This is a genomic window from Gilliamella sp. Fer4-1 (assembly GCF_001690515.1).
Classification (GTDB): domain Bacteria; phylum Pseudomonadota; class Gammaproteobacteria; order Enterobacterales; family Orbaceae; genus Gilliamella; species Gilliamella apicola_C.
Map to the genome: position 1 here is coordinate 1 of NZ_LZGZ01000198.1, position 20,065 is coordinate 20,065.

Sequence of the window (20,065 nt, forward strand, 5' to 3'; positions counted from 1 at the left end):
AGAAGATATTAAATGCGCACTTCGTAAAAAAAGAATTACTTTAAGATCGCTTTCAATAAATGCTGGGCTTGCGCCATGCACATTAAATAATGCCTTGAGGATATCTTATCCAAAAGCTGAGCGTATTATTGCTGATGCGCTTGGTTTAGATCCTAGAGAAATTTGGCCTTCTCGTTATCAATATAAATAAGGGGTATTTATGTGGATTACAGCGCAAGATTTAATGCAAGTTTCAGGTATGCCAAAAACGGCTCAAGGGATTGCATACAAAGCAAAATCTGAGGGTTGGGAACGTCGAAGGGTCGAGGGAGTCAAAGGTAGGGTTTATGAATACAATGTCTTTTCTTTATCTATCTACGACCAAGCTCGTGTTTTGAAGTCAAAAAACAAAATTATGATTGGTGGTAATCAGATAATAGATAAGCCAGAGCCAAAAGAGAAAAGCTATTGCGCTGAAGTTCTGTGGGCTCGGTGTGATAAAGCGACAGACAAGCAAAAAGAGGAAGCAAAAATTAAAGTTGCAGCTGTTGTTGCGGTCAGGCAGTTAGTCGCTACCGGCACAAAAACTGTTGAAGCTTTTAATATTGTTGCAATAACACACAAACACCCATCCGGCAATGTTAGGCGTTGGTTTTACCAAGTTAAAGAAATTGAGCAGTCTGATTTATTGCCGGCATTAATAACTGGCAACATGGATCGTGATTATTCATCTCGGCAATACAAAATGACACCTGAAGCTTGGGACTTTTTCGTTGCTAACTATTTCAGACCTGAGCAACCGGCATTTAATGCGTGCTATCAAATGCTGTGTGACGTCGCTAAAGACAAAGGATGGTCTATTCCTCATAAATCAAGCTTACGCCGAAAAATTGAGCGAGAAATTACGCCAGAGCAGCAAATACTCTGGCGCAAGGGTGAACATGCATTAATGCAACTATATCCGGCTCAAGAGCGTAGCGTAATGGATTTAGGTGCGCTTGAATGGATTAACGGCGACGGCTATTTGCATAACGTGTTCGTCAAATGGTACAACGGCGATATTTTACGCCCAAAAACATGGATTTGGCAAGATGTTCGCACTCGTAAAATTTTGGCTTACTACTGTGATGTTTCAGAAAATAGTGACTCAATTCGTTTGTCATTGTCTGACGTGATTGAGCAATACGGCATACCGAAGCATGTCACTATCGATAACACAAGAGCGGCAGCGAATAAGTGGTTGACGGGCGGCGTGCCAAATCGTTATCGCTTTAAAGTTAAGCCAGATGAACCGTTGGGAATTATTCCGATGCTGGGCATTCAACTGCACTGGTCAAGTGTAATGTTCGGTAAAGGACACGGTCAAGCAAAGCCAATTGAGCGTGCGTTCTCACATGGAGGTCTTGGTGAGCTTGTTGATAAGCACCCTCTTCTTGCTGGTGCATATACAGGGGCAAATGTGCTTGAAAAACCCGATAACTATAACAGCAAGAATGCTGTTGATGTTGATGTGTTCCTGAGGGCGCTTGAACAGGGTATCGCTATGTTTAACAGTAAGCCAAATCGTAACACAGAAGTTTGTGGCGGTGTAATGTCGTTTGATGATGCATTTAATGCTAGTTATCAATCGGGCGTTATTAAAAAGGCTACAGCAGAGCAGCGCCGATTATTGTTGCTTCCTTCTGAATCTGTCACTGTGCGCTTTGATGGCACGTTTACAATTGATGCTGGTGGTTCAATTCGTGGTGCTAAAAATCGCTACTACAATGAAAAATTAATCGGCATTCGACCAAACAAAGTTGTTATTCGATTTGACCCAAGAAGTCTACACGATAGCGTGCTTGTTTATACACTAGATGGTCGCTTTATTTGTGATGCTCAGTGTTTAGAGCGTGTCGCATTCGGTGATACTCAGGCTGCTCGTGAGCATAAGCGTGAGCGCACACAGTTTGTTAAACGACATAAAGAGGCCGCTAAAAATCAAAAACGCATGTCGATTCTTGAGGTACAAGCTTTACTGCCTGATGTTGAGTTGTCTGAACAGCCTGAATCAAAAGTTGTTGAGATTTTAAAGGCGGAGCACGCAAAAAACGGAGTTGCAATAGATGACGATGCTGACAAGTCAACTGCTGATGTGCTTGATTTTGATTCAGCGTTCGATGCTGGTTTAAAAAAATTAGTAGCTAAAAATAATAAGGAGTAATTGGATCATGTTTGCAGGTATTAGAAATGAAATAAAAGCAGCGGTTGAAAATGGTGAGAAATATAGTGCTATAGCAAAACAAAGCGACGTTTCACCTGCTGCGCTCAGTCAATTTATGAATGATTTGTACGCTGGTGACAATCAGAAAATTGCTGACAAGTTGACGGTCTGGCTTGATAACAAAAAGAAAGCAAACAACTTGAAAACCGCGCCAAGCTTTGTTGAAACACCAACAAGTAAAAAGATATTTAATGCGCTTGATTATGCAAAAATCGCTGGCTGTTTTGTTGTTGTATACGGCAATAGTGGTGTTGGTAAAACTAACGCAATCACTGAATATGCCAAGCAACCCAACGTGTGGCTTATCACTGTTCGCCCCTCATCATCAAAATTAATTGAGTGCTTATATGACATTGCTTGTGCACTCGATATTGATTATGCACCCAAAAGACTTGGTACATTAAGTAGCGCTATATGCAAAAAAATGCGAGAGACCAAGGGGTTGCTGATAATTGATGAGGCTGACCACTTACCCTACGATGCGCTCGAAGAAATTCGTTTGATTCAAGAGATGACGGGGGTTGGTGTTGTACTGTGCGGTAACCATCAAATCTATTCTAAATTATCAGGCAATGGCTCTCGCAAAACCGACTTTGCCCGCCTCTTCTCACGTATTGCTAAAAAAGTGGCGATTTTAAATACAACCGCAGGCGATATTGATGCTATCGCAGATGCTTGGGGCATTGACGGCGCACGCGAAAGAAAGCTGGTGCACGAACTTGGTAGAAAGGCGGGCGCACTTCGTATCATTAAAATGACGTTATCACTTGCTGCGATTCTTGCAAATAGTAGTAACACAGCAATCAATGAAACACACATTAGCGCAGCAATTAGAGATTTAGAAGGTGTTTGATTATTTATCAATTTGATGAGAGGAAAATCATGCAAGAACAACGTAAGCCGTACAGTGCTGAAGAAATCGCGCTAACAATGAATGATGTATCAAAAATTATAGAGCAGCTATCGAGCGAGGGGTTTTTGGTCAACAAAGTTGTAATCGGTAATGCTCTACGCCCTACTATTTTTTTATTTAGCAATGACAAGTGCCGAGATTTAATAATATCCGGTAAAGCGTCGTATCAGCATTTTAATAATGTCGTGCCAATTAAGCAGGGCGTTTTTGAATATTCTGGATGTCGTGTGGTTTGGTCTGAAAGTTTGATTTGAACGAGGAAAGGAAAAATGAACGAGAATAAATCTTGTAAACAGTACACTAATGAAGATGTTATGGCTGGTTACTGGAAAGATGCAAAAGGCGCGCTTGTACCGGTATCAATGATTAAAGATATCGACATAGAGCGTGAGCAAGTCGTTGAAGAAATCATTAAACATGCAAAATTGCTTAATAAAGAATTATCGCTTTTTAAAGCTAAGGCGTTTGGTGATATCGCTGCATTTATAGAGTTATCCGCAGAGCAATATAATGTCAATTTGGGCGGTAAAAAGGGTAATGTAACTTTATTTAGCTTTGACGGTAAGTATAAAGTACAACGCACAATGCATGATAACATAGCTCCAGATGAGCGAATTTTAGCAGCTAAACAGCTAACCATGGACTGTGTTAACGATTGGTCAGAGAATGCACGCCCAGAGCTTAAAGCCATTGTTAACAGAGCTTTTGCGACAAGTAAAGATGGTGATTTAAAGCTTGGTAGGTTGCTTGAATTGCGCCGTCTTGACATTAAGGATGAACGCTGGCAAAAAGCAATGGACGCATTAAGTGAGTCGCTTCAAGTTGTCGGTAGCCGTTCTTACATACGTGTTTATGAACGCATTGGCGACAGTAACGAGTATCGACCGATTGCACTGGATATTGCGGGAGTTTAATATGACAAAATTACAATTAATTAAACTTATTCATATAGCCAAGCAAAAGCTTGGCTTGGATGATGAAACGTATCGCGCTTTGCTTGTCGCTGAAACTAAAAAAAGCTCGTGCTCTAAAATGCTAAAACATGAGCTTGAGAAAGTTTACGAAACAATGAAATTGAAAGGGTTTGAGTATACAGGCGTAAAAAAGAAGTATGGTGCACCGGTTGTCAAAACATCAGATCGGCGTGATGACATAAAAAAGATCCGCGCTATCTGGATCACAATGGGACATCAAGGGTTTATTTCTGATTCACGTGATAAGGCGTTAGATGCATTTGTCGAGCGCATGACAAAAAAAATTACTAGCGGACTTGGCATTAAAACTCATGCATGGCTTGACTCTTATTTAGCTCAGCATGTTTTGGAGTCTTTAAAGAGCTGGCATATACGTGAAATGGTTGATAAATTTTTATTAGTCAACGGCGTATGCTATAAAAACAACGTTCTTTATTTGCCCGATAGTACATCATACAGCGGGTATGATGAGATCAGAAAGCTTTATGAAGATGTGCTTAAAAAGAGATACAAAGGGAGGCCAAAATGAAATTAGGACGCTGCACTATTTGTCATAGCGATATTCATCTTGACGCGTTGGTTGAAGATGAAGCGGGACGTGAAGTTTTGTCTATGCTGCTTAAATTTACGCATAACTGTGCCCGTCCGCTTGTTGCTTATTTAGGTTTATTCCGCCCAGCTAAATCTAACCTGAGTAATTCAAGGACAGCTAAACTGATGCAAGAGGTTCTTGAGCAATTCAAACCCAGCCGTCATTTGGCTCACGCCCTTAATGAGACCGTTAAGCAAATTCAAAAAAAACGCGCTAGCGGTAATGAAATTAAGCCGCTTGCAAATCATAATTATTTAAAAACAGTTTATAATTCAACTACGCACTTATTTTTGTATACTGAGGTAAGTAAAGAGGATGCGCCAGCAAAAGAAAGCAACGAAGTTTATTTTGAGCAAATGTATCGCGCTAAAGCCGATTTTTCAAAAATAAATGTCGAAGGTGCGCAAGAATGGTACCAAAAAAGGAGGGAGAGAGATGGTCGATGATAATTTAAAACTGTTCGACGATGATCATGAGGAACTGGGATTTGCACTTGATACATTAGACAATATGACTGATGTTATAATGATTCGAAAAAACTGGCCAAGGCTTTTATCTGAGTTTGTTGATTTATTCTGTGCGGAGCTTGTTAGACAAGGTATGCAAAATGAAAAAGCAATAATAACATCAACCAAGCTTGTCGGTGTTTTGGGGAATTATTTTGGCGGACGTGTTTGCTATATCCCCAACGGCGAAAGACTGAAACAAGCAATACGCGATAATCGAATTTTCCTTGATTACCAGATTAGTGACGGGAATATAGCAGTGCTTGCAAAAAAATATAATTTAACAGATAGTCATGTTTATTCTATCATACGGGAGCAATTAGCATTGCATAGAAAAAAATATCAACCAGACATGTTTGGAGGTAAGGAATGAAATGTAAAAAAATATTGTTTTTAATGATGTTATCTTGCTCATCTTTTGCTGCAAATCTTCCCGCTTGCAATGACAGCAAAGTTATTGATGAGGTGAGACAACAAAACAAGATGTCAGTTGTAGCTAACCTTGCAGGAATTAAAAATTTAAATGATCCGTCGATTAACGAGATCAGTAAACAGCTTAAAAGTCTTGATATCAAGTTAAAAAATATAACTGATTTACAGTTAAAAAATGATTCAGGTATTCTTGTTTGTCGTACTGAAATCGGGTTGTTTGTTGGTGATAAGTTAAAGAAAGATGATATTGTGTTATATGTTATCGAAAAAGATAAAAATGACCCCAACAAATTTCAGGTAAAATCAAAAATAGCTGCATTTAATTAATTTTCTTAGAGCTACCACAAACCCAATCTACCTTTAGTTCCCCTATCCTTTAATTATTAAAACAATTAAAGGATAGAAAATGGAAAACCAATTATCGCCTCATTTCAAAAAATCCGAGTTCATGTGCAAATGCGGCTGTGGCAATGTTTTATATGCTTATGAGTTGCTAGATGTGCTTGAGGGTGTGCGTGAGCATTTCAATGCGCCAGTCATTATTAATAGCGCTTATCGCTGCCCTACCCACAATAAAGCTATTGGTGGCACGCCAACCAGCCAACATATGAACGGCAACGCAGCTGACATTGTTGTCAAAGGTATTCGGCCCAAAAATGTTGCTGATTACCTAGAATCTAAATATCCAAATAAATATGGCTTAGGTCGCTATAAATCATTTACCCACATCGATGTGCGCAAAAACCGCAGCCGTTGGGGCGCTAACTAATGATTGAGTCCGCTCACTCAATTGACGATTACGTCAAAATGTATCCAATTTTACGTAATAAAAAATTTTTAGAGCTTTTTGAGTTTGCTCGTGAGTGCGTAATGAATCGTGCGATAAGCGGTGATAATTACGAAATAGTTCCGTTATATAGTCACGATTCTACTTATCAATCTGTTTTTACAAAGGGTTGGCAAAGTGTTAGTGAGCAAGATATCAGATTACAAAAAGCTCTTATGGATTTAAGGAAATTAAAGCATGAAAAAAATACTTGAATTAATCACAAACCCCAAAACAGGTAAATTATCATCATCAGATTGTGCAGTAAGTTTGGCTTTTGTTGTATCTAGCATTGTTGTGCTTTACCAGTGCTTTAATTATCAGCAAAACGAGCTGCTGCTTGGTACTTATTTGGCGGCTTGGGTTGCGCAATCACAAGCTAGTAAGCGCGCTGCAATTAAGCGTGATGTTGAATTGAAGGATGATTCTAATGATTAAATTTTTAAAAAACTTATCCCCTACTGTGATTGTGCTGTTTGCACTTTCGATAATTAGTTTTTATTGGATGCAACAAAGCCAAAAGTTGGAGTCCAAAATTGCAACTTTAAAAGAGAATTTTACGCAAGAAAGATTAGCGATTGCTAATGCTCATAAAATCGAACTGCAACGCCAATCAGCGCTTAATGATGAATTAACACACCAGTTAATCGAAAAACAAAATCAAATTACAGAGCAGTTACAACAATTAGAGAGCGTGATAGATGATGCAACTAAAAAAGATGGTGTTACTTATAACGGTATCGGTGCTGACAGCTTGTGCGTCTACAAAAGAGCCCATGGCTACGATTGTAAATAACAAGCCGCCGATGTCGGCCATGACGCTACCAGTAAGGCCATTGCCGCCCAAAAACGGCAAGCCCGCCGAACTGTTGCGTTTTGCTACGCAGTACGGTGCTTACTGTCAGCAATTAGAAAATAACATAAAAATAATTACAAAGTGGGGAAAACTGCAAAATGGACTTAGTCGATAAAAGTAATGATGCAGAACAATTACTGCGTAACGCAGAGATTGATAACTATATTAATAGAGTTCGTCCACAGCGAGTTAGTGATAGCTGTATTGATTGTGATGAACCAATCCCTGCTGAGCGATTAAATGCGGGTGGTTATATCGTTCGCTGTATTGATTGTCAGTACATATATGAACTTAAGAAAAAACAGGGGTGATTATGATTGATTTTTTACGGCAGCATTGGTCGACGCTCAGCTCATTGGGTGCGTTTGCATTGTCGTTTTTAGTGATGTTTTTAGCGACAAAATTTGCAAAACGTGAAGAATTGGATGCTATTGCTAGTGATGTATCAAAACTAAAAAAAGATGTCTCGACAATTCAGGGGCAACTTGAGTCATTACCGACAAAAGATGACATTTATAAGCTTAATTTAGAAATATCAGGGCTGCGGGGTGATATTAAAGAGATAAGGCCGGAGTTAGCTGGAGTCAAACGAATTAGTAATTTGTTATTAGAAAACGAATTAAAGGAAGGCAAGAAATGAACTTTAGGCAACTATTAGATGAAGATCGGCGGCTGGTTGCGCTCCGTGCATTATGCGACTGTGGCGGCTCAGCAAATGAATCGGTATTGCAAACATGTTTAGATCAGTACGGTCATCGCATCAGTCGTGATTTAACTCGTTCGTATATGAGCTGGCTCGCAGAACAAAACTTAATTAAATTGCAAGATATTGCGGGCTGCTTTGTTGCTGATATTACGGGGCGTGGTGAAGATGTTGCAACTGGGCGTGCAACTGCTATTGGTGTAAAAAAGCCACGGGCAAGCGATTATGACTAAACAGACACGCGGGCGACCGTCTAAAGTTGATTTGCTACCGCCAGCGATAAAAGATGAATTGCACAAGCTGTTACGTGATAAAAGCATGACGCAGCAAGACATCCGCGCAGCTATCAATGAGCTTATAGATGAACATGGGCTTGGTGATGATATGAAGTTAAGCCGTACGGGACTAAACCGTTACGCAACAAGGATGGAAGATGTTGGCGCTAAAATCCGTCAGTCGAGAGAAGTGGCGGAAGTATGGACAGCGAAATTGGGTGATGCACCGACTTCGGACGTTGGTAAATTATTGCAAGAAATTGTGCGCACGTTAGCTTTTGAAACATCAATGCATATGAGTGAAGGCGGTGAGGTTGTAGAGCCGAAAGCTTTGGCTCAAATGGCATTAGCAATTCAACGTGTAGAACAAGCTGCAATTATGAGCCACAAACGAGAAAAAGAAATCCGCGCTGCATTTGCTGAAGAAGTTGCCGAATCAACTGAAAAATTAGTAAGAACGGCTGGCATGAGTGCCGAAACAGCACAAAATATTAAACAGATGATTTTAGGTGTTGCGTAATGACTGAGTTTAAAACTGATATAACAACTGTTTCAGCATCAGTTAATGCTATTTTAAATAATGAATTTAATCCCGATGATGTTTTACTTGGTTATCAAAAGCGTTGGATTGCTGATGCATCTGTGTTAAAAGTCGCCGAAAAGTCTCGGCGTACAGGTCTTACGTGGGCAGAGGCTTGTGATGCAACATTAACTGGCGCGATGAGTCGCGATGCTGGTGGACGTAATACGTTTTACGTCGGTTCTAGCAAAGACATGGCGCGTGAGTTTATTGATGCATGTGCAATGTGGGCTAAGGCATTTAATTATGCGGTTAGTGAAATCACTGAAGAAAATTTGATCATTGAGAATGAGCGCACAGATGTTTTAACATTTGTTATCTATTTTTCATCAGGTTTTAAAATTCAAGCGCTTTCATCTAACCCGAAAAACCTGCGGGGTATGCAGGGTAACGTGGTAATAGATAAAGCCGCATTCCATGAATATTTGCCCGAGCTTTTGAAAGCAGCAATGGCTCTCACGATGTGGGGTGCCAAAGTGCGCATTATCTCAACACACAATGGCACTGATAATAATTTTAATGAGCTGATCCAAGAGATAAGAAAAGGCGCACGTAAAGGGTCTGTCCATACTATTACGCTTGATGATGCGTGTAATGATGGCTTGTATCGTCGAATTTGCCAAGTTAATAAGCTTGAGTGGACTCAGAAAAAAGAAGATGAGTGGAAAGCCGATTTATTAAAAGGCTGTTTTACGGAGGATGACGCCCTTGAAGAGTATTATTGCGTACCCAAAAATGGCGGTGGTGCTTACATTCCTCGCATTCTTATTGATAACGCTGCCAAAACCAAGCATAAAGTTATACGTTACGAAATGCCAAAAGGTCACATGCTTTGGACTGAGCCTGCTCGAACAACTGAAATTACAACGTTTTTCAATGAAAAAATCAAACCAATACTTGATAAATTAAATAAAGAAACCCGTCATGCATACGGCCAAGATTTCGCTCGTAATGGCGACCGTTCAACAATAGCGATTGAGAGTATCGAACAAAGCACAACTCGTAAGATGCGATTAACAATAGAGCTTCATGATGTGCCATACAATCAGCAAAAAGAGCTTGCTTTTTTAATTATTGATAACACACCAAGAATCATTGGTGTCGCTACTGATGCAACAGGTAATGGTGGTTATCTCGGTGAAGCGTTGCTGTTGCGCTATGGTCAATCAATGGTTGATGCTGTGCATACTACTGAGAACTTTTATCGCGAATGGTCGCCGAAATATAAAGCGCTCTATGAATCTGGGTTTATCGAAATACCTAAGGACGAAGACATTATTATTGACCAGCGACATCTACAGATAATTCGGGGTGTGCCCAAAATCGACAAATCACGAGATAAAGGCGGTGATGGTCAGAAGCGTCACGGTGATAGTTGTGTTGCCTATATTATGGCTGTTCGAGCAAGCTATATGGATGGATTTGTTGCTGAGTTCACTACCATACCGAGTAAACACGAGCGTGAACGAGCAAAAACAGGTCGAAATAATAGATATGATGATTTACCAAATTACGAAAAAGGATGCTGGTGATGCTGAATTTATTGAAACGCAACAAATCAAAATTTATTGAGCGAACCGAACCCAAATTTAGTTTGCCGACAACAAATAAAGTACCGCAAACGGAAAGGCGGAATGACAGTACAATAGTTATAAAGCGTCATGAAAGTACTCATCCATCAATCGGTTTAACTCCAGCTCGAGCTGCTTCAATATTGTTAGAGGCGGAGCGTGGTACATTGTACCCGCAATGCGAATTAGCTGAAGATATGGAAGAAAAAGACACGCACTTGCAATCTGAATTAGGTAAACGCCGCCGAGCTGTGCAGGGTTTAAATTGGCATATAGTTCCCCCTCCCCGTGCAACTGATGCAGAACAACGGGATGCGGAGTTATTGACCGAAATTATAGAGTCTTTTACGTGGTTTGACGATTGTATCTATGATGCAACCGATGCGATTTTGAAGGGTTTTAGCTGTCAGGAGTTTGTAGGTTGGGAGCAAGTTGATGGATTAATGCTGCCAACAGGCATTGAGTATCGTGACCCGAGCTGGTTTCAGTGTCACCCTGATAATAAAAATGAGCTGCGATTACGTGATGGTTCACATGAAGGGCAAGAGCTTGCTCCCTTTAATTGGATATTTCATACCGCAAAATCAAAAAGCGGCTATTTGTCGCGTATAGGATTGATTCGCACTTTGGTGTGGCCATTTATTTTTAAAAACTATTCAATACGCGATTTAGCTGAGTTTATCGAGATTTATGGCTTACCGATACGAATCGGTAAGTATCCGGCGGGTGCTACTGACAAAGAAAAAAATACATTGCTAGAAGCTGTCATGCAAGTTGGCCATAACGCTGGCGGCATCATACCAACGGGAATGGAACTTGATTTTAAAAACGCTGCAGAAGGTGGTGCTGAGCCGTTCACGTCCATGATTAACTGGGCTGAGCTTAGCATGTCTAAAGCCATATTGGGCGGAACGTTAACAAGCCAAGCCGGTAGTGTCGGCTCACAAGCACTGGGAAACGTGCACAACGAAGTGCGTTTTGAAGTGCGTGACAGTGATGCTAAACAATTAGCTGCAACGTTAACCCGTGATTTAATTATGCCGCTGTACATGTTAAACGGTAAATCGTTTAACGATCCGAATCGTCACCCTCGCTTTGAGTTTGATTTAAGTGAACCAGAGGATTTAACAACCTACGCAAGCAATTTACCGACTTTAGTCAGCATGGGTATGAAAATATCAACGGCGTGGGTGCATGATAAGTTGCAAATTCCAATTGCTTCTGAAGATGATGATATTCTTAAAGCAGCTGAGCCACAAATGCCTGCGTTTTTAAGTGCTAAAAATCCCAAAGGGTTTGTGACATTAAATGCTAGTCAAGAGGTCGACCCGTTAAAAGCAGCACCTGCTGTAATTACTGGTAATGACTGGCAACAAACAATAGACCCCGTTTTAAAGCCAATTGTTGATATTATTATGCAAAACGATTTAGCAACAGCTAAAAATAAAATTGAAGATCTGTATAGTGATTTAGATAGCGAACAGCTTCAAGATATGATTGCTCGTGGTATCTTTGTTGCTCAGTTATGGGGTCGATTAAATGCTTGATATAGATCTTGGTTATGCAATGAAATTGGAGCCCAAGCTTGCGGTCGATTACTTTCGATCTAAAGGTTATAAAATCACATGGAACTGGCAAGAGATGTCCACACAAGCACATGCGCAGGCATTTACTGTTGCCAAGGCAACATCACTTGATGTGCTTGAATCTATCCAGCTTGAGCTTGATAGAGCACTGGCAACGGGAACGACAGAGCGAGAGTTTAAAAAGAACCTTAAACCAGTGCTTGAAAAGCTTGGTTGGTGGGGTAAACAGATTAATGTTAATAGCCATGGGGACGCCGAAGAAGTGCAGCTTGGTAGCCCAAGGCGCTTGAGTACTATCTATCGTACTAATCTGGCAACAGCATACCAAGCGGGTCGTTATCAGCAACAGTTAGCCAGTAGCGAAACGCACCCCTACTGGCAATATATTGCAACCATGGACAATAGAACGCGTGCCGCTCACGCTGCATTGCATTTAAAAGTATTCAGATATGACGATCCAATCTGGCAAAAACTCTACCCGCCCAACGGCTGGGGTTGTCGTTGCCGTGTTCGTGCATTAACTAAGTCACAGGTTGAACGTGAAGGATTGGCTGTTGAGTCAAGCAAGGGGAAATTAGAAACGTATGAAGTCAGTGCTGGCACTAATGACTCGGGTGATGCGTGCCAATCTGAAGTAACGCAGTTTAAATCAGGCAATCAAACAATGCGAACTGATGCCGGCTGGTCGGGTAATGTTGGTAGTGCTGCCATGGGTTCGGATATCAATATTGCCAAAAAACTTACAACATTACAAAACAGAAAACTACGTCAGCAGGTTATTCAATCATTAAATAATGCGCCTGCACGTCATGATGCATTTGCTCAGTGGGTCGGTAGTCTCTTGACAACAAGACGGGCAGGTAACGCTGTGCAGCCGCTCGGTTTTATGACTGATGATATTGCAGAGCAAGTCAAAAAAATATCAGGGATTGAGCCAGCCAGATTATTTGCTGTGAGTGAAAAAAATATATTGCATGCTGACAGCCTAAAACACCAAAAAACCTGCGTTAAATTAACACTAAAAGATTATCAATCATTGCCTAAATTGATTGCTGATGCACAAGCTGTGCTGTGGGATAAGCAAAAGAATAATTTGCTTTATATAGCGAAAGGTAGCGACACAATGAAAATTGTTATTAATGCGCCATATAATTTGAAGGGACAAAAAGACGCGCTTGATGTCGTAATTAACGCATACAAAGCCAGTATAGTTGATTTGCAAAAAAGTATAAAGGGCGGGCTGTATGTGTTGTTGAAGGGTGAAATATAAAAGCCCTGTGTCAGGGCTTATTGTCACGGCGGGGGTCGAACCCGCATACACATGTGGCGCTGAGCGCTTATGCCGAATTACCATTACTCGTACGCAACAAGCTTACTATAAAACAAGATAAAATATTATGCAAATAGATTATAAGTTCAGTGATGAAGCAATCCAAGCCAGTATAAAACGCTTGCAAGGTCTTGGCGCAGACATGACGCCCATTACTCGCGGCATTGCTGCCGTGCTAGCAAGTGAGGCTGATGATGCTTTTCAAAAGGAAGCCGACCCTACAACCGGCAGACAGTGGCAACAACTTACGCCGAATTATGCTGCCAAGTTAACAGTCAAAGGACTGACCGGTAAAATGCTAAATAGAACAATGGGCGGTTTGGCAATGTCATTAACTACTGATTTTGATGCTGTCAGTGCGGTTATTGGTTCAAACAAGGTTTACGCAGCTATTCATCAATTGGGCGGAACGTCAGATATGCCAGCAGCGCCAGCGGCTATTCCTGCTAGGCCGTATATGGGATTATCTCAATACGGCATTAGGGATATTATCGATATAATTAATGTAACGCTCTCTAACGCGATTAGCAGCCAAAGATGATAAATATTGCATACAAAAATATTTAAATGATTCTAGACGTTTTTAAACGTGTTTTAAATGGGGTTTAGTCCCTACCTCCCTCTTCTCTTCTTGGTTCTTATTTGTTTTCTTCCTTAAAAATGTTTGAAACGCCACAAACCCAATATTTTTTCATGCTCGCTATTCTAGCAGCATGAAAACGAAAAACACACTCAACAAAAACAAGATTGCCATTTTATCGGCAGCGTTAAATTCTGCGGGTGACGGCTGGTATCAATTGCTGCCCGCTGGCGAATTTAAAGCCCGTGATGGCCGCCCCTTTGATGTTAAAAGTGGTCACTGGTTTTTAGATGAAAATATAGCTACTGCATTCATTCAACGCACAATCGATGAAAGCAAAGGCAAGCCAATTCTGATTGATTACGACCATCAGACGCTCTACAAAAATGAAAATGGGCAAAAAGCGCCCGCTGCTGGACGGATTGTTAACCCGTCGCGGGATATAAAATGGATGCCAGATGGAATATATATCAAGCCGCGCTGGACTGCTATTGCTGAATCTGAGATTGCTGACGAGCAATTCAGTGAGTTATCTGCTGTTTTTCCGTACGACGAAAAAGGGCATCCACTTTATTTGCGGATGGCTGCAATAACTAACGACCCAGCGTTGCTTGAAATTAAATCGTTAGTTGCGCTTGCGGCTGAATTTTTTAACGAAAACGAACAAAGGGAAATAAAAATGAATGAAGCATTAAGACGCATTCTGGTGCAGCTCGGTGTTTTGGGCTCTGATGATTCAACTGAATTAAATGATGAAAACATAACAGAGTTTGCAAACAAAGCTGCTGAAAAGTTGAATGCGCTAATAGAAGCATCAAAAGCTGCTGTTGATGTAAGCAATGCGCTAGAAAGTGCAACAACAACTGAATCTGCTATCACCGAGATTGTTGATGTTGTTGATAGCTCACTTAGCGAAATCGAGGAAGCTGAAGTCATTGTCGAAGAGGCGGCGCTAAGTGGTATTGATTTAAGAAAAGCCGTACCGGTTTCAGCATATCAGAGACTTTCCGCACGCTATGCTGCGCTAAGCGCAAGTGCTGGTGATTCAAGTATTAGCGAGTTATTGCGACGCGGGCGGCAGCGTGGACAGGTTACTAATGCGAATATCAGCTATCTAACTGCTGTTGGTCGCAAGCACGGCGTTGCTGCACTGTCTGCTGCAATTAATGCCATTCCGCCAATTACTGCGCTGTCAGCAAAACAAACTAAAGCGATTAATAAGCCTGTCAAGCAAGTGGGCACTGCAGTCTTGTCTGCTAGTGAAAAAGAAGCGGCGCGGTTGTTGGGTATCACTGAAGCTGAATTTCAAAAACGTAAAAAAGGAGCAGTAAAATAATGGCTATTGTAACTAATGAGCTGGTACAAAATTTATTTACAGCATGGAAAGGCGATTTTCAAAAAGGCTTGTCTGGTGCTGAACATCAATATTCAAAAGTTGCGACTGTTGCGCCTAGTACGTCACGCTCAACTACTTACGGGTGGCTCGGTGATTTTCCTGCGATGCGGAAGTGGATTGGTGAGCGTGTGCTGAAAAGCATGAAAGAGCACGGTTATCAGTTAACAAATGATGACTATGAAGGCACTGTTGTTGTTCCAAAGAACGCTATCGCAGATGATGAGGTCGGCGTATATAGCATGATGTTTGAAGAGATGGGGAACTCAGCTGCAAATCTACCCGACGAGCTTGTTTTTGCAGCATTGACAAAAGGATTTACTACACATTGTTATGACGGTCAAAACTTTTTTGATAAAGACCACCCTGTTTACAAAGAAGTTGATGGTTCTGGCAGCGTGGTTAGCGTGAGTAATGTGCTAGAAGATCCGAATTATACAGTACGTTCTCGATTGTTCCCGTGTGATTAAGCCGCTTATTTTTCAAGAGCGTCAGCAACCAAATCTTATCATCATGAGTGATGACAAAGACGAAGCGCTATTTATGCGTAAAGAGCTGCGTTTCGGTGTTGATTCTCGTTGCGTGGCTGGGTATTCATTCTGGCAGCTGGCGTACGCGGTTAAAGCACCATTAAACGGCGACAACATCTGGCGAGCAATTGAAAATATGCGAGCAATTCGTGGTGATGGTGATAAGAAATTAGGTATTAAACCGACGCATCTGGTTGTGCCAACTTCGCTAGAACAAGCAGCAACAAAAGCGCTTAAGCGAGGTTTGACAGTGGAGCAAGGAGCAACTGTTGATAACGAGTTGCAAGATCGTCTTGAGCTTGTTGTCGCTGATTATCTTGGTTAATTAAGGTATGTGAAAATGAAACCAAAAATTGAAGTTATCAATAATCGACACGACGGTTATCGCCGAGCTGCGATAGCGCTTAAAAGAGGCAAAAATGAATTTTCAGAACTAACTGACGAGCAAGTCAAAATGCTGCAAGCTGATCCTGAGTTGGTTGTGACAATCATCGAGGTGGAAAAATTAAATGAAGATTCTGGTGATAATTGCGGTGCTGGTAGCTCTGCTAGTAATTCGGGTTTGGGTGCAGATGAAACCGGTAAAAAAGAAAAAGGCGATGACAAAACTGGCGGAGCAACTGGCGAAAGTGGCGCTAAAACTCCGGAAGATCCTCAATCACATCTTGAGTTATCTCAAGCAGTTGTGGTTGCCTTAGCTGAATCTGATACGTCTGTTTTCTTTAATAAGGACAGTACGCCTAGAATTACTAAATGGCGCGAAGTAACGGGTAATGCTGAGCTAGAAAAAGAAGAAGTAATCAAGGCGATTGAAGCTGCAAAATCGGGAGAGTAAGAATGATGTACGCAACAGCGCAGGATATGTACAAAAGGTACAGCAAAACAGCTATTAATCAGTTGGCTGATAATAAAATTGATATTGATGACGAAACTGGCGAACAATTACAAGCTCGTGAGCAAATCATTAATAATGCAATTCTTGACGCATCTGCAGCGATTGACGGCTATATCAGCGGACGTATTAAGTTACCCGTTGACAAGGTGCCAGCTGTGCTTGTTCGCGCTGCTTGTGTGCTTGCGTATTACAATTTGTCTGACAGTGTTGCGACTGAAAAAACCGAAAAAGATAAAGATGACATCATTCGCTTTTTAGAAAAAGTGGCTGCGGGGCAAATCAGCTTGGGATTGTCTGTTGATAACTCGAAGCTTGCCGAAGTGGGTGATGTTGCTGTGGTCACTAGCGCTGGCTCGGTGTGGGCTCGTAATCGTTCAAAGGGATTTATTTAATGAATAAGCTATCACCGACGGCGGCACTTGAAAAAGAGCTGATTGATTGTATTAAAAGTCATTTTGCGGGTGAAATTAAGACAGTAGAAGCATTGGGTGGAGCATGGACTGACGAGACAATGCGTACGCTTTTGAAAGTAGCGCCGGCTGTTTATGTAGCATTTATTGGTAATTCGCCCAGTGATTTACGTTATTGTGTTAAGCAGACATGGGCGTTGTTTGTTTCTGTCAACGTGCTTAATGGTGTCAGAATTGAGCCAGAAAAAGCATTTCTAATACATGACTATCTAATAAAGCTACTAAACAATCGGCGATTCAATTGTGCAGCTCGTGCAATGCAATTTAGTCAATCTGCAAATCTATTTAGCGATTTATCTGCAAAACGTGGGCTATTCGTTTATGGTCTCTATTTCATTGTTGATATGCCACTGCCGGCTAATAATGAGCAGCACACAATCGATGATTTTATTACTTACTATCATAAATTTATATCAGTAACCCCTAGCTGGGAATCATTAAATACATTGCCACAGGACAATAATAATGACTGAATTTTTTATTAAACCCGTTAGCGGCGTCACAGTTCGTGACCCCGAGACATTAGAGCCGTTAGCAGAAAGCGGCGAGTTAAAACCTAAAAATAGCTATTGGCTTCGCAGATTGAACGATGGCGACATCGAAGTCGTTGAGCAAGCAAAGAAGAAAAGTAAAGGAGCTGAATAATGGCTGTTTCATTTAACACAATACCAAATACGGTGCGCGTACCACTTACTTATGTTGAGTTTGATAACTCGCAAGCGATTACGGGCACACCGGTTAAAAATAATAAAACTCTGGTTTTGGGATTGCGCCTACCGAATGGCAAGGTTAATGCTGGAGAGCCGACGCGCATTACTCGTAAAGAGCAAGCCGAGGCGGCATTCGGTCGAGGCTCGATGCTAGCTGAAATGTTAAAGGCATTTTTAAATGCAAATCCATATGCCGATTTATATGCGCTAGCACTAGATGATACTGATGACTCCGTACACGCAACGGGTAAAATTACAGTTACTGGTACATGTAGCACCGCAGGACAAATCGCATTAATGATTGCGGGTATATCAATTCCTGTTTCTGTTCGTCAAAATGAAACAGCAACAACAATTGCAAATAAAATTACTGCAGCAATTAATGCCAATACATTACTACCAGTTACCGCAAGTTCGTCAGGTGCGGATGTGGCGCTAACATGTCGCTGGGGCGGTATAACGGGTAATGATATTGATGTTCGCATTAATTATTATGCGGGTGAAACTCTTCCAACCGGTATTGCTATTGATATTTCAAAAATGGCTGGCGGTGTGGGTAATCCAGATGTGTCACAAGCTATTGCAGCTTTGGGTGACACGTGGTGGACAGACATTATTAACCCGTTCACAGATACCGCTAACTTGAACTTATTGAGTGAGGAATTGCAATCAAGGTGGGGAGGTATTCGTCAAATTGACGGGCTGTGCTGGATTGCGTATAGAGGCACGCACGCGCAAGCAAGTACATTTGCGTTAGCACGCAACGATTATTTATTTACATGCATACCAACAAACATATCACCAGAACCGCCGTATATTTGGGCATCTGTCAATGCTACGGTTTGTACTTATGCGCTAAATATCGACCCCGCTCGCCCTGTACAAACATTAGAGTGGGTATTAAGCCACCAGCAATTGCTGATAGATGGCAGTGGAATGAGCGCAATTTGCACTTATTTGATGGATTAAGTGCTTATAACGTCAATGCAAATGGCAAAGTTCAGCTAGACCGTGTTATCACAATGTATCGTGTAAATAAGTATAACGTTGAAGATGTCAGTTATTTAGATGTCGAAACAATTAAAACGTTGTCATATATACGTTACGCAATACGCGCACGTATTACGCAAAAATTTCCGCGGCATAAGCTTGCTGATGATGGTACGCGTTTTGGTGTCGGTCAACCGATTGTAACACCGGCAACTATTCGGGCAGAATTGATTGCGTTATTTACAGAGCTTGAAGCAATGGGCTTGCTTGAGAATTTTGATGCGTATAAAGAATCGTTAATTGTCGAGCGTGATGCAAATGATAGAAATCGCATTAACGTGCTCAGTAATGACGATTTAGTTAATCAGTTCCGCATTTACGCACATTCAATCCAATTTTTACTATAACGAGGGTTAATTATGCAATATCAAGGTACAGCCATTATTAGAGTTAATGGTCGAGAAATCGAATCATTAACTGGTGCAACATTTACAACCGGCGGGTTTACGCGCCAGCCGGTTAAAGGTGCGCGGGTTTACGGGTTTAATCAAACCCCTATCGAGGCGACGATTAACATGACTATTCCGAATAGTGCTAACACGTCAATCGCTGATCTAAATAATATGACGGATGTGACTATCACATTTATCCCTGATGCCGGTAAACAATGGCTGATGCCGAATGCTTGGGCAAACGGCAACGCCAGTGTCAACGGCGAGGGTAATATTACATGCGGCTTTACATCATGCGAAGCAAAGGAGATTTAAATGCAAATTAAATTAAAAGATGGTTTGCTCGTTGGTGATGAGCGTATTACAGAGTTAACTCTGCGCAAAATAACAACGGGCGACTTACTTGATAGCGAAGTCGCTGCAGAGCAAGTTAAGTTGACAGCGCAAGGGCATCAGTTAATTGCAAGCTCTGCTGTTATGTCAGCCGAGTTATATCGTCGCAGTGTTGCAAAAATTGGTGATTTAGATGGCCCACTATCGATGGGTCAACTTAAATCATTATCAATTGTTGATTATGATCTGCTTAGAAAAAAGTATAACGAGCTAAACAATCCGATAATCGATGAGGTGGCTGAAAATAGCAAAGAGGGGCGATAAGC

The 20,065-nt window shown here is 41.3% G+C and carries 31 protein-coding genes and 1 pseudogene; all 32 read left to right on the forward strand.

Annotation, left to right across the window (positions count from 1 at the left end; translation table 11 throughout):
• Positions 1-7: 7 nt before the first annotated feature.
• The gene (locus tag A9G30_RS06825) at positions 8-190 is read left to right on the forward strand and encodes a helix-turn-helix domain-containing protein (RefSeq protein WP_065588495.1); all 183 of its coding nucleotides are present in this window, start codon (positions 8-10) and stop codon (positions 188-190) included.
• A 9-nt stretch (positions 191-199) separates the two neighbouring features.
• The gene (locus tag A9G30_RS06830; protein WP_065588461.1) at positions 200-2,182 is read left to right on the forward strand and encodes a transposase domain-containing protein; all 1,983 of its coding nucleotides are present in this window, start codon (positions 200-202) and stop codon (positions 2,180-2,182) included.
• A gap of 7 nt (positions 2,183-2,189) precedes the next feature.
• Positions 2,190-3,095 carry an AAA family ATPase gene (locus A9G30_RS06835; RefSeq protein WP_065588462.1) on the forward strand — a complete coding sequence of 302 codons (906 nt, stop codon included), beginning with the start codon at positions 2,190-2,192 and terminating at the stop codon, positions 3,093-3,095.
• Between the two features lie 29 nt (positions 3,096-3,124).
• Entirely contained in the window at positions 3,125-3,409 is a 285-nt protein-coding gene (locus A9G30_RS06840; RefSeq protein ID WP_081295745.1) for a hypothetical protein, read from the forward strand.
• Positions 3,410-3,424: 15 nt separating this feature from the next.
• Positions 3,425-4,069: a DUF3164 family protein gene (locus A9G30_RS06845; protein ID WP_065588463.1), complete on the forward strand. Its 645-nt coding sequence runs from the start codon at positions 3,425-3,427 to the stop codon at positions 4,067-4,069.
• Position 4,070: 1 nt separating this feature from the next.
• Positions 4,071-4,658: a gp16 family protein gene (locus A9G30_RS06850; RefSeq protein WP_065588464.1), complete on the forward strand. Its 588-nt coding sequence runs from the start codon at positions 4,071-4,073 to the stop codon at positions 4,656-4,658.
• Positions 4,655-5,167 carry a hypothetical protein gene (locus A9G30_RS06855; RefSeq protein ID WP_065588465.1) on the forward strand — a complete coding sequence of 171 codons (513 nt, stop codon included), beginning with the start codon at positions 4,655-4,657 and terminating at the stop codon, positions 5,165-5,167. Before A9G30_RS06850 ends, A9G30_RS06855 begins: the two co-directional genes overlap by 4 nt.
• Positions 5,157-5,600 (forward strand): Mor transcription activator family protein, encoded by a 444-nt coding sequence (locus tag A9G30_RS06860; protein ID WP_065588466.1) that lies wholly within the window; start codon positions 5,157-5,159, stop codon positions 5,598-5,600. The genes A9G30_RS06855 and A9G30_RS06860 overlap by 11 nt, the downstream gene beginning before the upstream one ends.
• The gene (locus A9G30_RS06865) at positions 5,597-5,986 is read left to right on the forward strand and encodes a hypothetical protein (protein WP_065588467.1); all 390 of its coding nucleotides are present in this window, start codon (positions 5,597-5,599) and stop codon (positions 5,984-5,986) included. Before A9G30_RS06860 ends, A9G30_RS06865 begins: the two co-directional genes overlap by 4 nt.
• Positions 5,987-6,065: 79 nt before the next feature.
• On the forward strand, positions 6,066-6,428 hold the full coding sequence (locus A9G30_RS06870; RefSeq protein WP_065588468.1) for a D-Ala-D-Ala carboxypeptidase family metallohydrolase: 363 nt from the start codon (positions 6,066-6,068) through the stop codon (positions 6,426-6,428).
• Positions 6,428-6,700: a hypothetical protein gene (locus tag A9G30_RS06875; protein WP_065588469.1), complete on the forward strand. Its 273-nt coding sequence runs from the start codon at positions 6,428-6,430 to the stop codon at positions 6,698-6,700. Before A9G30_RS06870 ends, A9G30_RS06875 begins: the two co-directional genes overlap by 1 nt.
• Positions 6,684-6,923, forward strand: coding sequence for a hypothetical protein (locus A9G30_RS06880; RefSeq protein WP_065588470.1), 240 nt, complete (start codon positions 6,684-6,686; stop codon positions 6,921-6,923). Before A9G30_RS06875 ends, A9G30_RS06880 begins: the two co-directional genes overlap by 17 nt.
• Positions 6,916-7,281: a hypothetical protein gene (locus A9G30_RS06885; protein WP_065588471.1), complete on the forward strand. Its 366-nt coding sequence runs from the start codon at positions 6,916-6,918 to the stop codon at positions 7,279-7,281. The genes A9G30_RS06880 and A9G30_RS06885 overlap by 8 nt, the downstream gene beginning before the upstream one ends.
• A gap of 158 nt (positions 7,282-7,439) precedes the next feature.
• Positions 7,440-7,652 (forward strand): TraR/DksA C4-type zinc finger protein, encoded by a 213-nt coding sequence (locus A9G30_RS06895; protein WP_065588472.1) that lies wholly within the window; start codon positions 7,440-7,442, stop codon positions 7,650-7,652.
• Positions 7,653-7,654: 2 nt separating this feature from the next.
• Positions 7,655-7,981, forward strand: a complete 327-nt coding sequence (locus tag A9G30_RS06900; protein WP_065588473.1) for a DUF2730 family protein — start codon at positions 7,655-7,657, stop codon at positions 7,979-7,981.
• Complete coding sequence (locus A9G30_RS06905; RefSeq protein WP_065588474.1) at positions 7,978-8,277, forward strand: VpaChn25_0724 family phage protein; 300 nt, start codon at positions 7,978-7,980, stop codon at positions 8,275-8,277. Before A9G30_RS06900 ends, A9G30_RS06905 begins: the two co-directional genes overlap by 4 nt.
• On the forward strand, positions 8,270-8,839 hold the full coding sequence (locus tag A9G30_RS06910) for a DUF3486 family protein (RefSeq protein WP_065588475.1): 570 nt from the start codon (positions 8,270-8,272) through the stop codon (positions 8,837-8,839). Before A9G30_RS06905 ends, A9G30_RS06910 begins: the two co-directional genes overlap by 8 nt.
• Positions 8,839-10,431, forward strand: coding sequence for a terminase large subunit domain-containing protein (locus tag A9G30_RS06915; RefSeq protein ID WP_065588476.1), 1,593 nt, complete (start codon positions 8,839-8,841; stop codon positions 10,429-10,431). Before A9G30_RS06910 ends, A9G30_RS06915 begins: the two co-directional genes overlap by 1 nt.
• Positions 10,431-12,017 (forward strand): DUF935 domain-containing protein, encoded by a 1,587-nt coding sequence (locus A9G30_RS06920; RefSeq protein WP_081295747.1) that lies wholly within the window; start codon positions 10,431-10,433, stop codon positions 12,015-12,017. The genes A9G30_RS06915 and A9G30_RS06920 overlap by 1 nt, the downstream gene beginning before the upstream one ends.
• A complete protein-coding gene (locus A9G30_RS06925) occupies positions 12,010-13,326 on the forward strand; it encodes a phage head morphogenesis protein (RefSeq protein ID WP_065588477.1) in 1,317 nt (438 codons plus the stop codon). The genes A9G30_RS06920 and A9G30_RS06925 overlap by 8 nt, the downstream gene beginning before the upstream one ends.
• Positions 13,316-13,447, forward strand: a complete 132-nt coding sequence (locus A9G30_RS13335) for a hypothetical protein (RefSeq protein ID WP_255305747.1) — start codon at positions 13,316-13,318, stop codon at positions 13,445-13,447. The genes A9G30_RS06925 and A9G30_RS13335 overlap by 11 nt, the downstream gene beginning before the upstream one ends.
• A gap of 6 nt (positions 13,448-13,453) precedes the next feature.
• On the forward strand, positions 13,454-13,927 hold the full coding sequence (locus A9G30_RS06930) for a phage virion morphogenesis protein (protein WP_065588478.1): 474 nt from the start codon (positions 13,454-13,456) through the stop codon (positions 13,925-13,927).
• Positions 13,928-14,099: 172 nt separating this feature from the next.
• The gene (locus A9G30_RS06935; RefSeq protein ID WP_065588479.1) at positions 14,100-15,302 is read left to right on the forward strand and encodes a phage protease; all 1,203 of its coding nucleotides are present in this window, start codon (positions 14,100-14,102) and stop codon (positions 15,300-15,302) included.
• Positions 15,302-16,214: pseudogene (locus A9G30_RS13620) on the forward strand (Mu-like prophage major head subunit gpT family protein). Before A9G30_RS06935 ends, A9G30_RS13620 begins: the two are co-directional and overlap by 1 nt.
• Before the next feature lie 15 nt (positions 16,215-16,229).
• A complete protein-coding gene (locus A9G30_RS06945; RefSeq protein ID WP_065588480.1) occupies positions 16,230-16,724 on the forward strand; it encodes an HI1506-related protein in 495 nt (164 codons plus the stop codon).
• Positions 16,725-16,726: 2 nt separating this feature from the next.
• On the forward strand, positions 16,727-17,176 hold the full coding sequence (locus A9G30_RS06950; RefSeq protein ID WP_065588481.1) for a gp436 family protein: 450 nt from the start codon (positions 16,727-16,729) through the stop codon (positions 17,174-17,176).
• Complete coding sequence (locus A9G30_RS06955; RefSeq protein WP_065588482.1) at positions 17,176-17,727, forward strand: phage protein Gp37; 552 nt, start codon at positions 17,176-17,178, stop codon at positions 17,725-17,727. Before A9G30_RS06950 ends, A9G30_RS06955 begins: the two co-directional genes overlap by 1 nt.
• Positions 17,720-17,899 (forward strand): DUF2635 domain-containing protein, encoded by a 180-nt coding sequence (locus tag A9G30_RS06960; protein ID WP_065588483.1) that lies wholly within the window; start codon positions 17,720-17,722, stop codon positions 17,897-17,899. Before A9G30_RS06955 ends, A9G30_RS06960 begins: the two co-directional genes overlap by 8 nt.
• Positions 17,899-18,933, forward strand: coding sequence for a phage tail sheath subtilisin-like domain-containing protein (locus A9G30_RS06965; RefSeq protein WP_218057744.1), 1,035 nt, complete (start codon positions 17,899-17,901; stop codon positions 18,931-18,933). The genes A9G30_RS06960 and A9G30_RS06965 overlap by 1 nt, the downstream gene beginning before the upstream one ends.
• Positions 18,912-19,361, forward strand: a complete 450-nt coding sequence (locus A9G30_RS13180) for a phage tail sheath C-terminal domain-containing protein (RefSeq protein ID WP_218057745.1) — start codon at positions 18,912-18,914, stop codon at positions 19,359-19,361. The genes A9G30_RS06965 and A9G30_RS13180 overlap by 22 nt, the downstream gene beginning before the upstream one ends.
• 12 nt (positions 19,362-19,373) lie before the next feature.
• Entirely contained in the window at positions 19,374-19,721 is a 348-nt protein-coding gene (locus A9G30_RS06970; RefSeq protein WP_065588484.1) for a phage tail tube protein, read from the forward strand.
• Positions 19,722-20,063 carry a phage tail assembly protein gene (locus tag A9G30_RS06975; RefSeq protein ID WP_065566647.1) on the forward strand — a complete coding sequence of 114 codons (342 nt, stop codon included), beginning with the start codon at positions 19,722-19,724 and terminating at the stop codon, positions 20,061-20,063.
• Positions 20,064-20,065 lie beyond the last annotated feature (2 nt).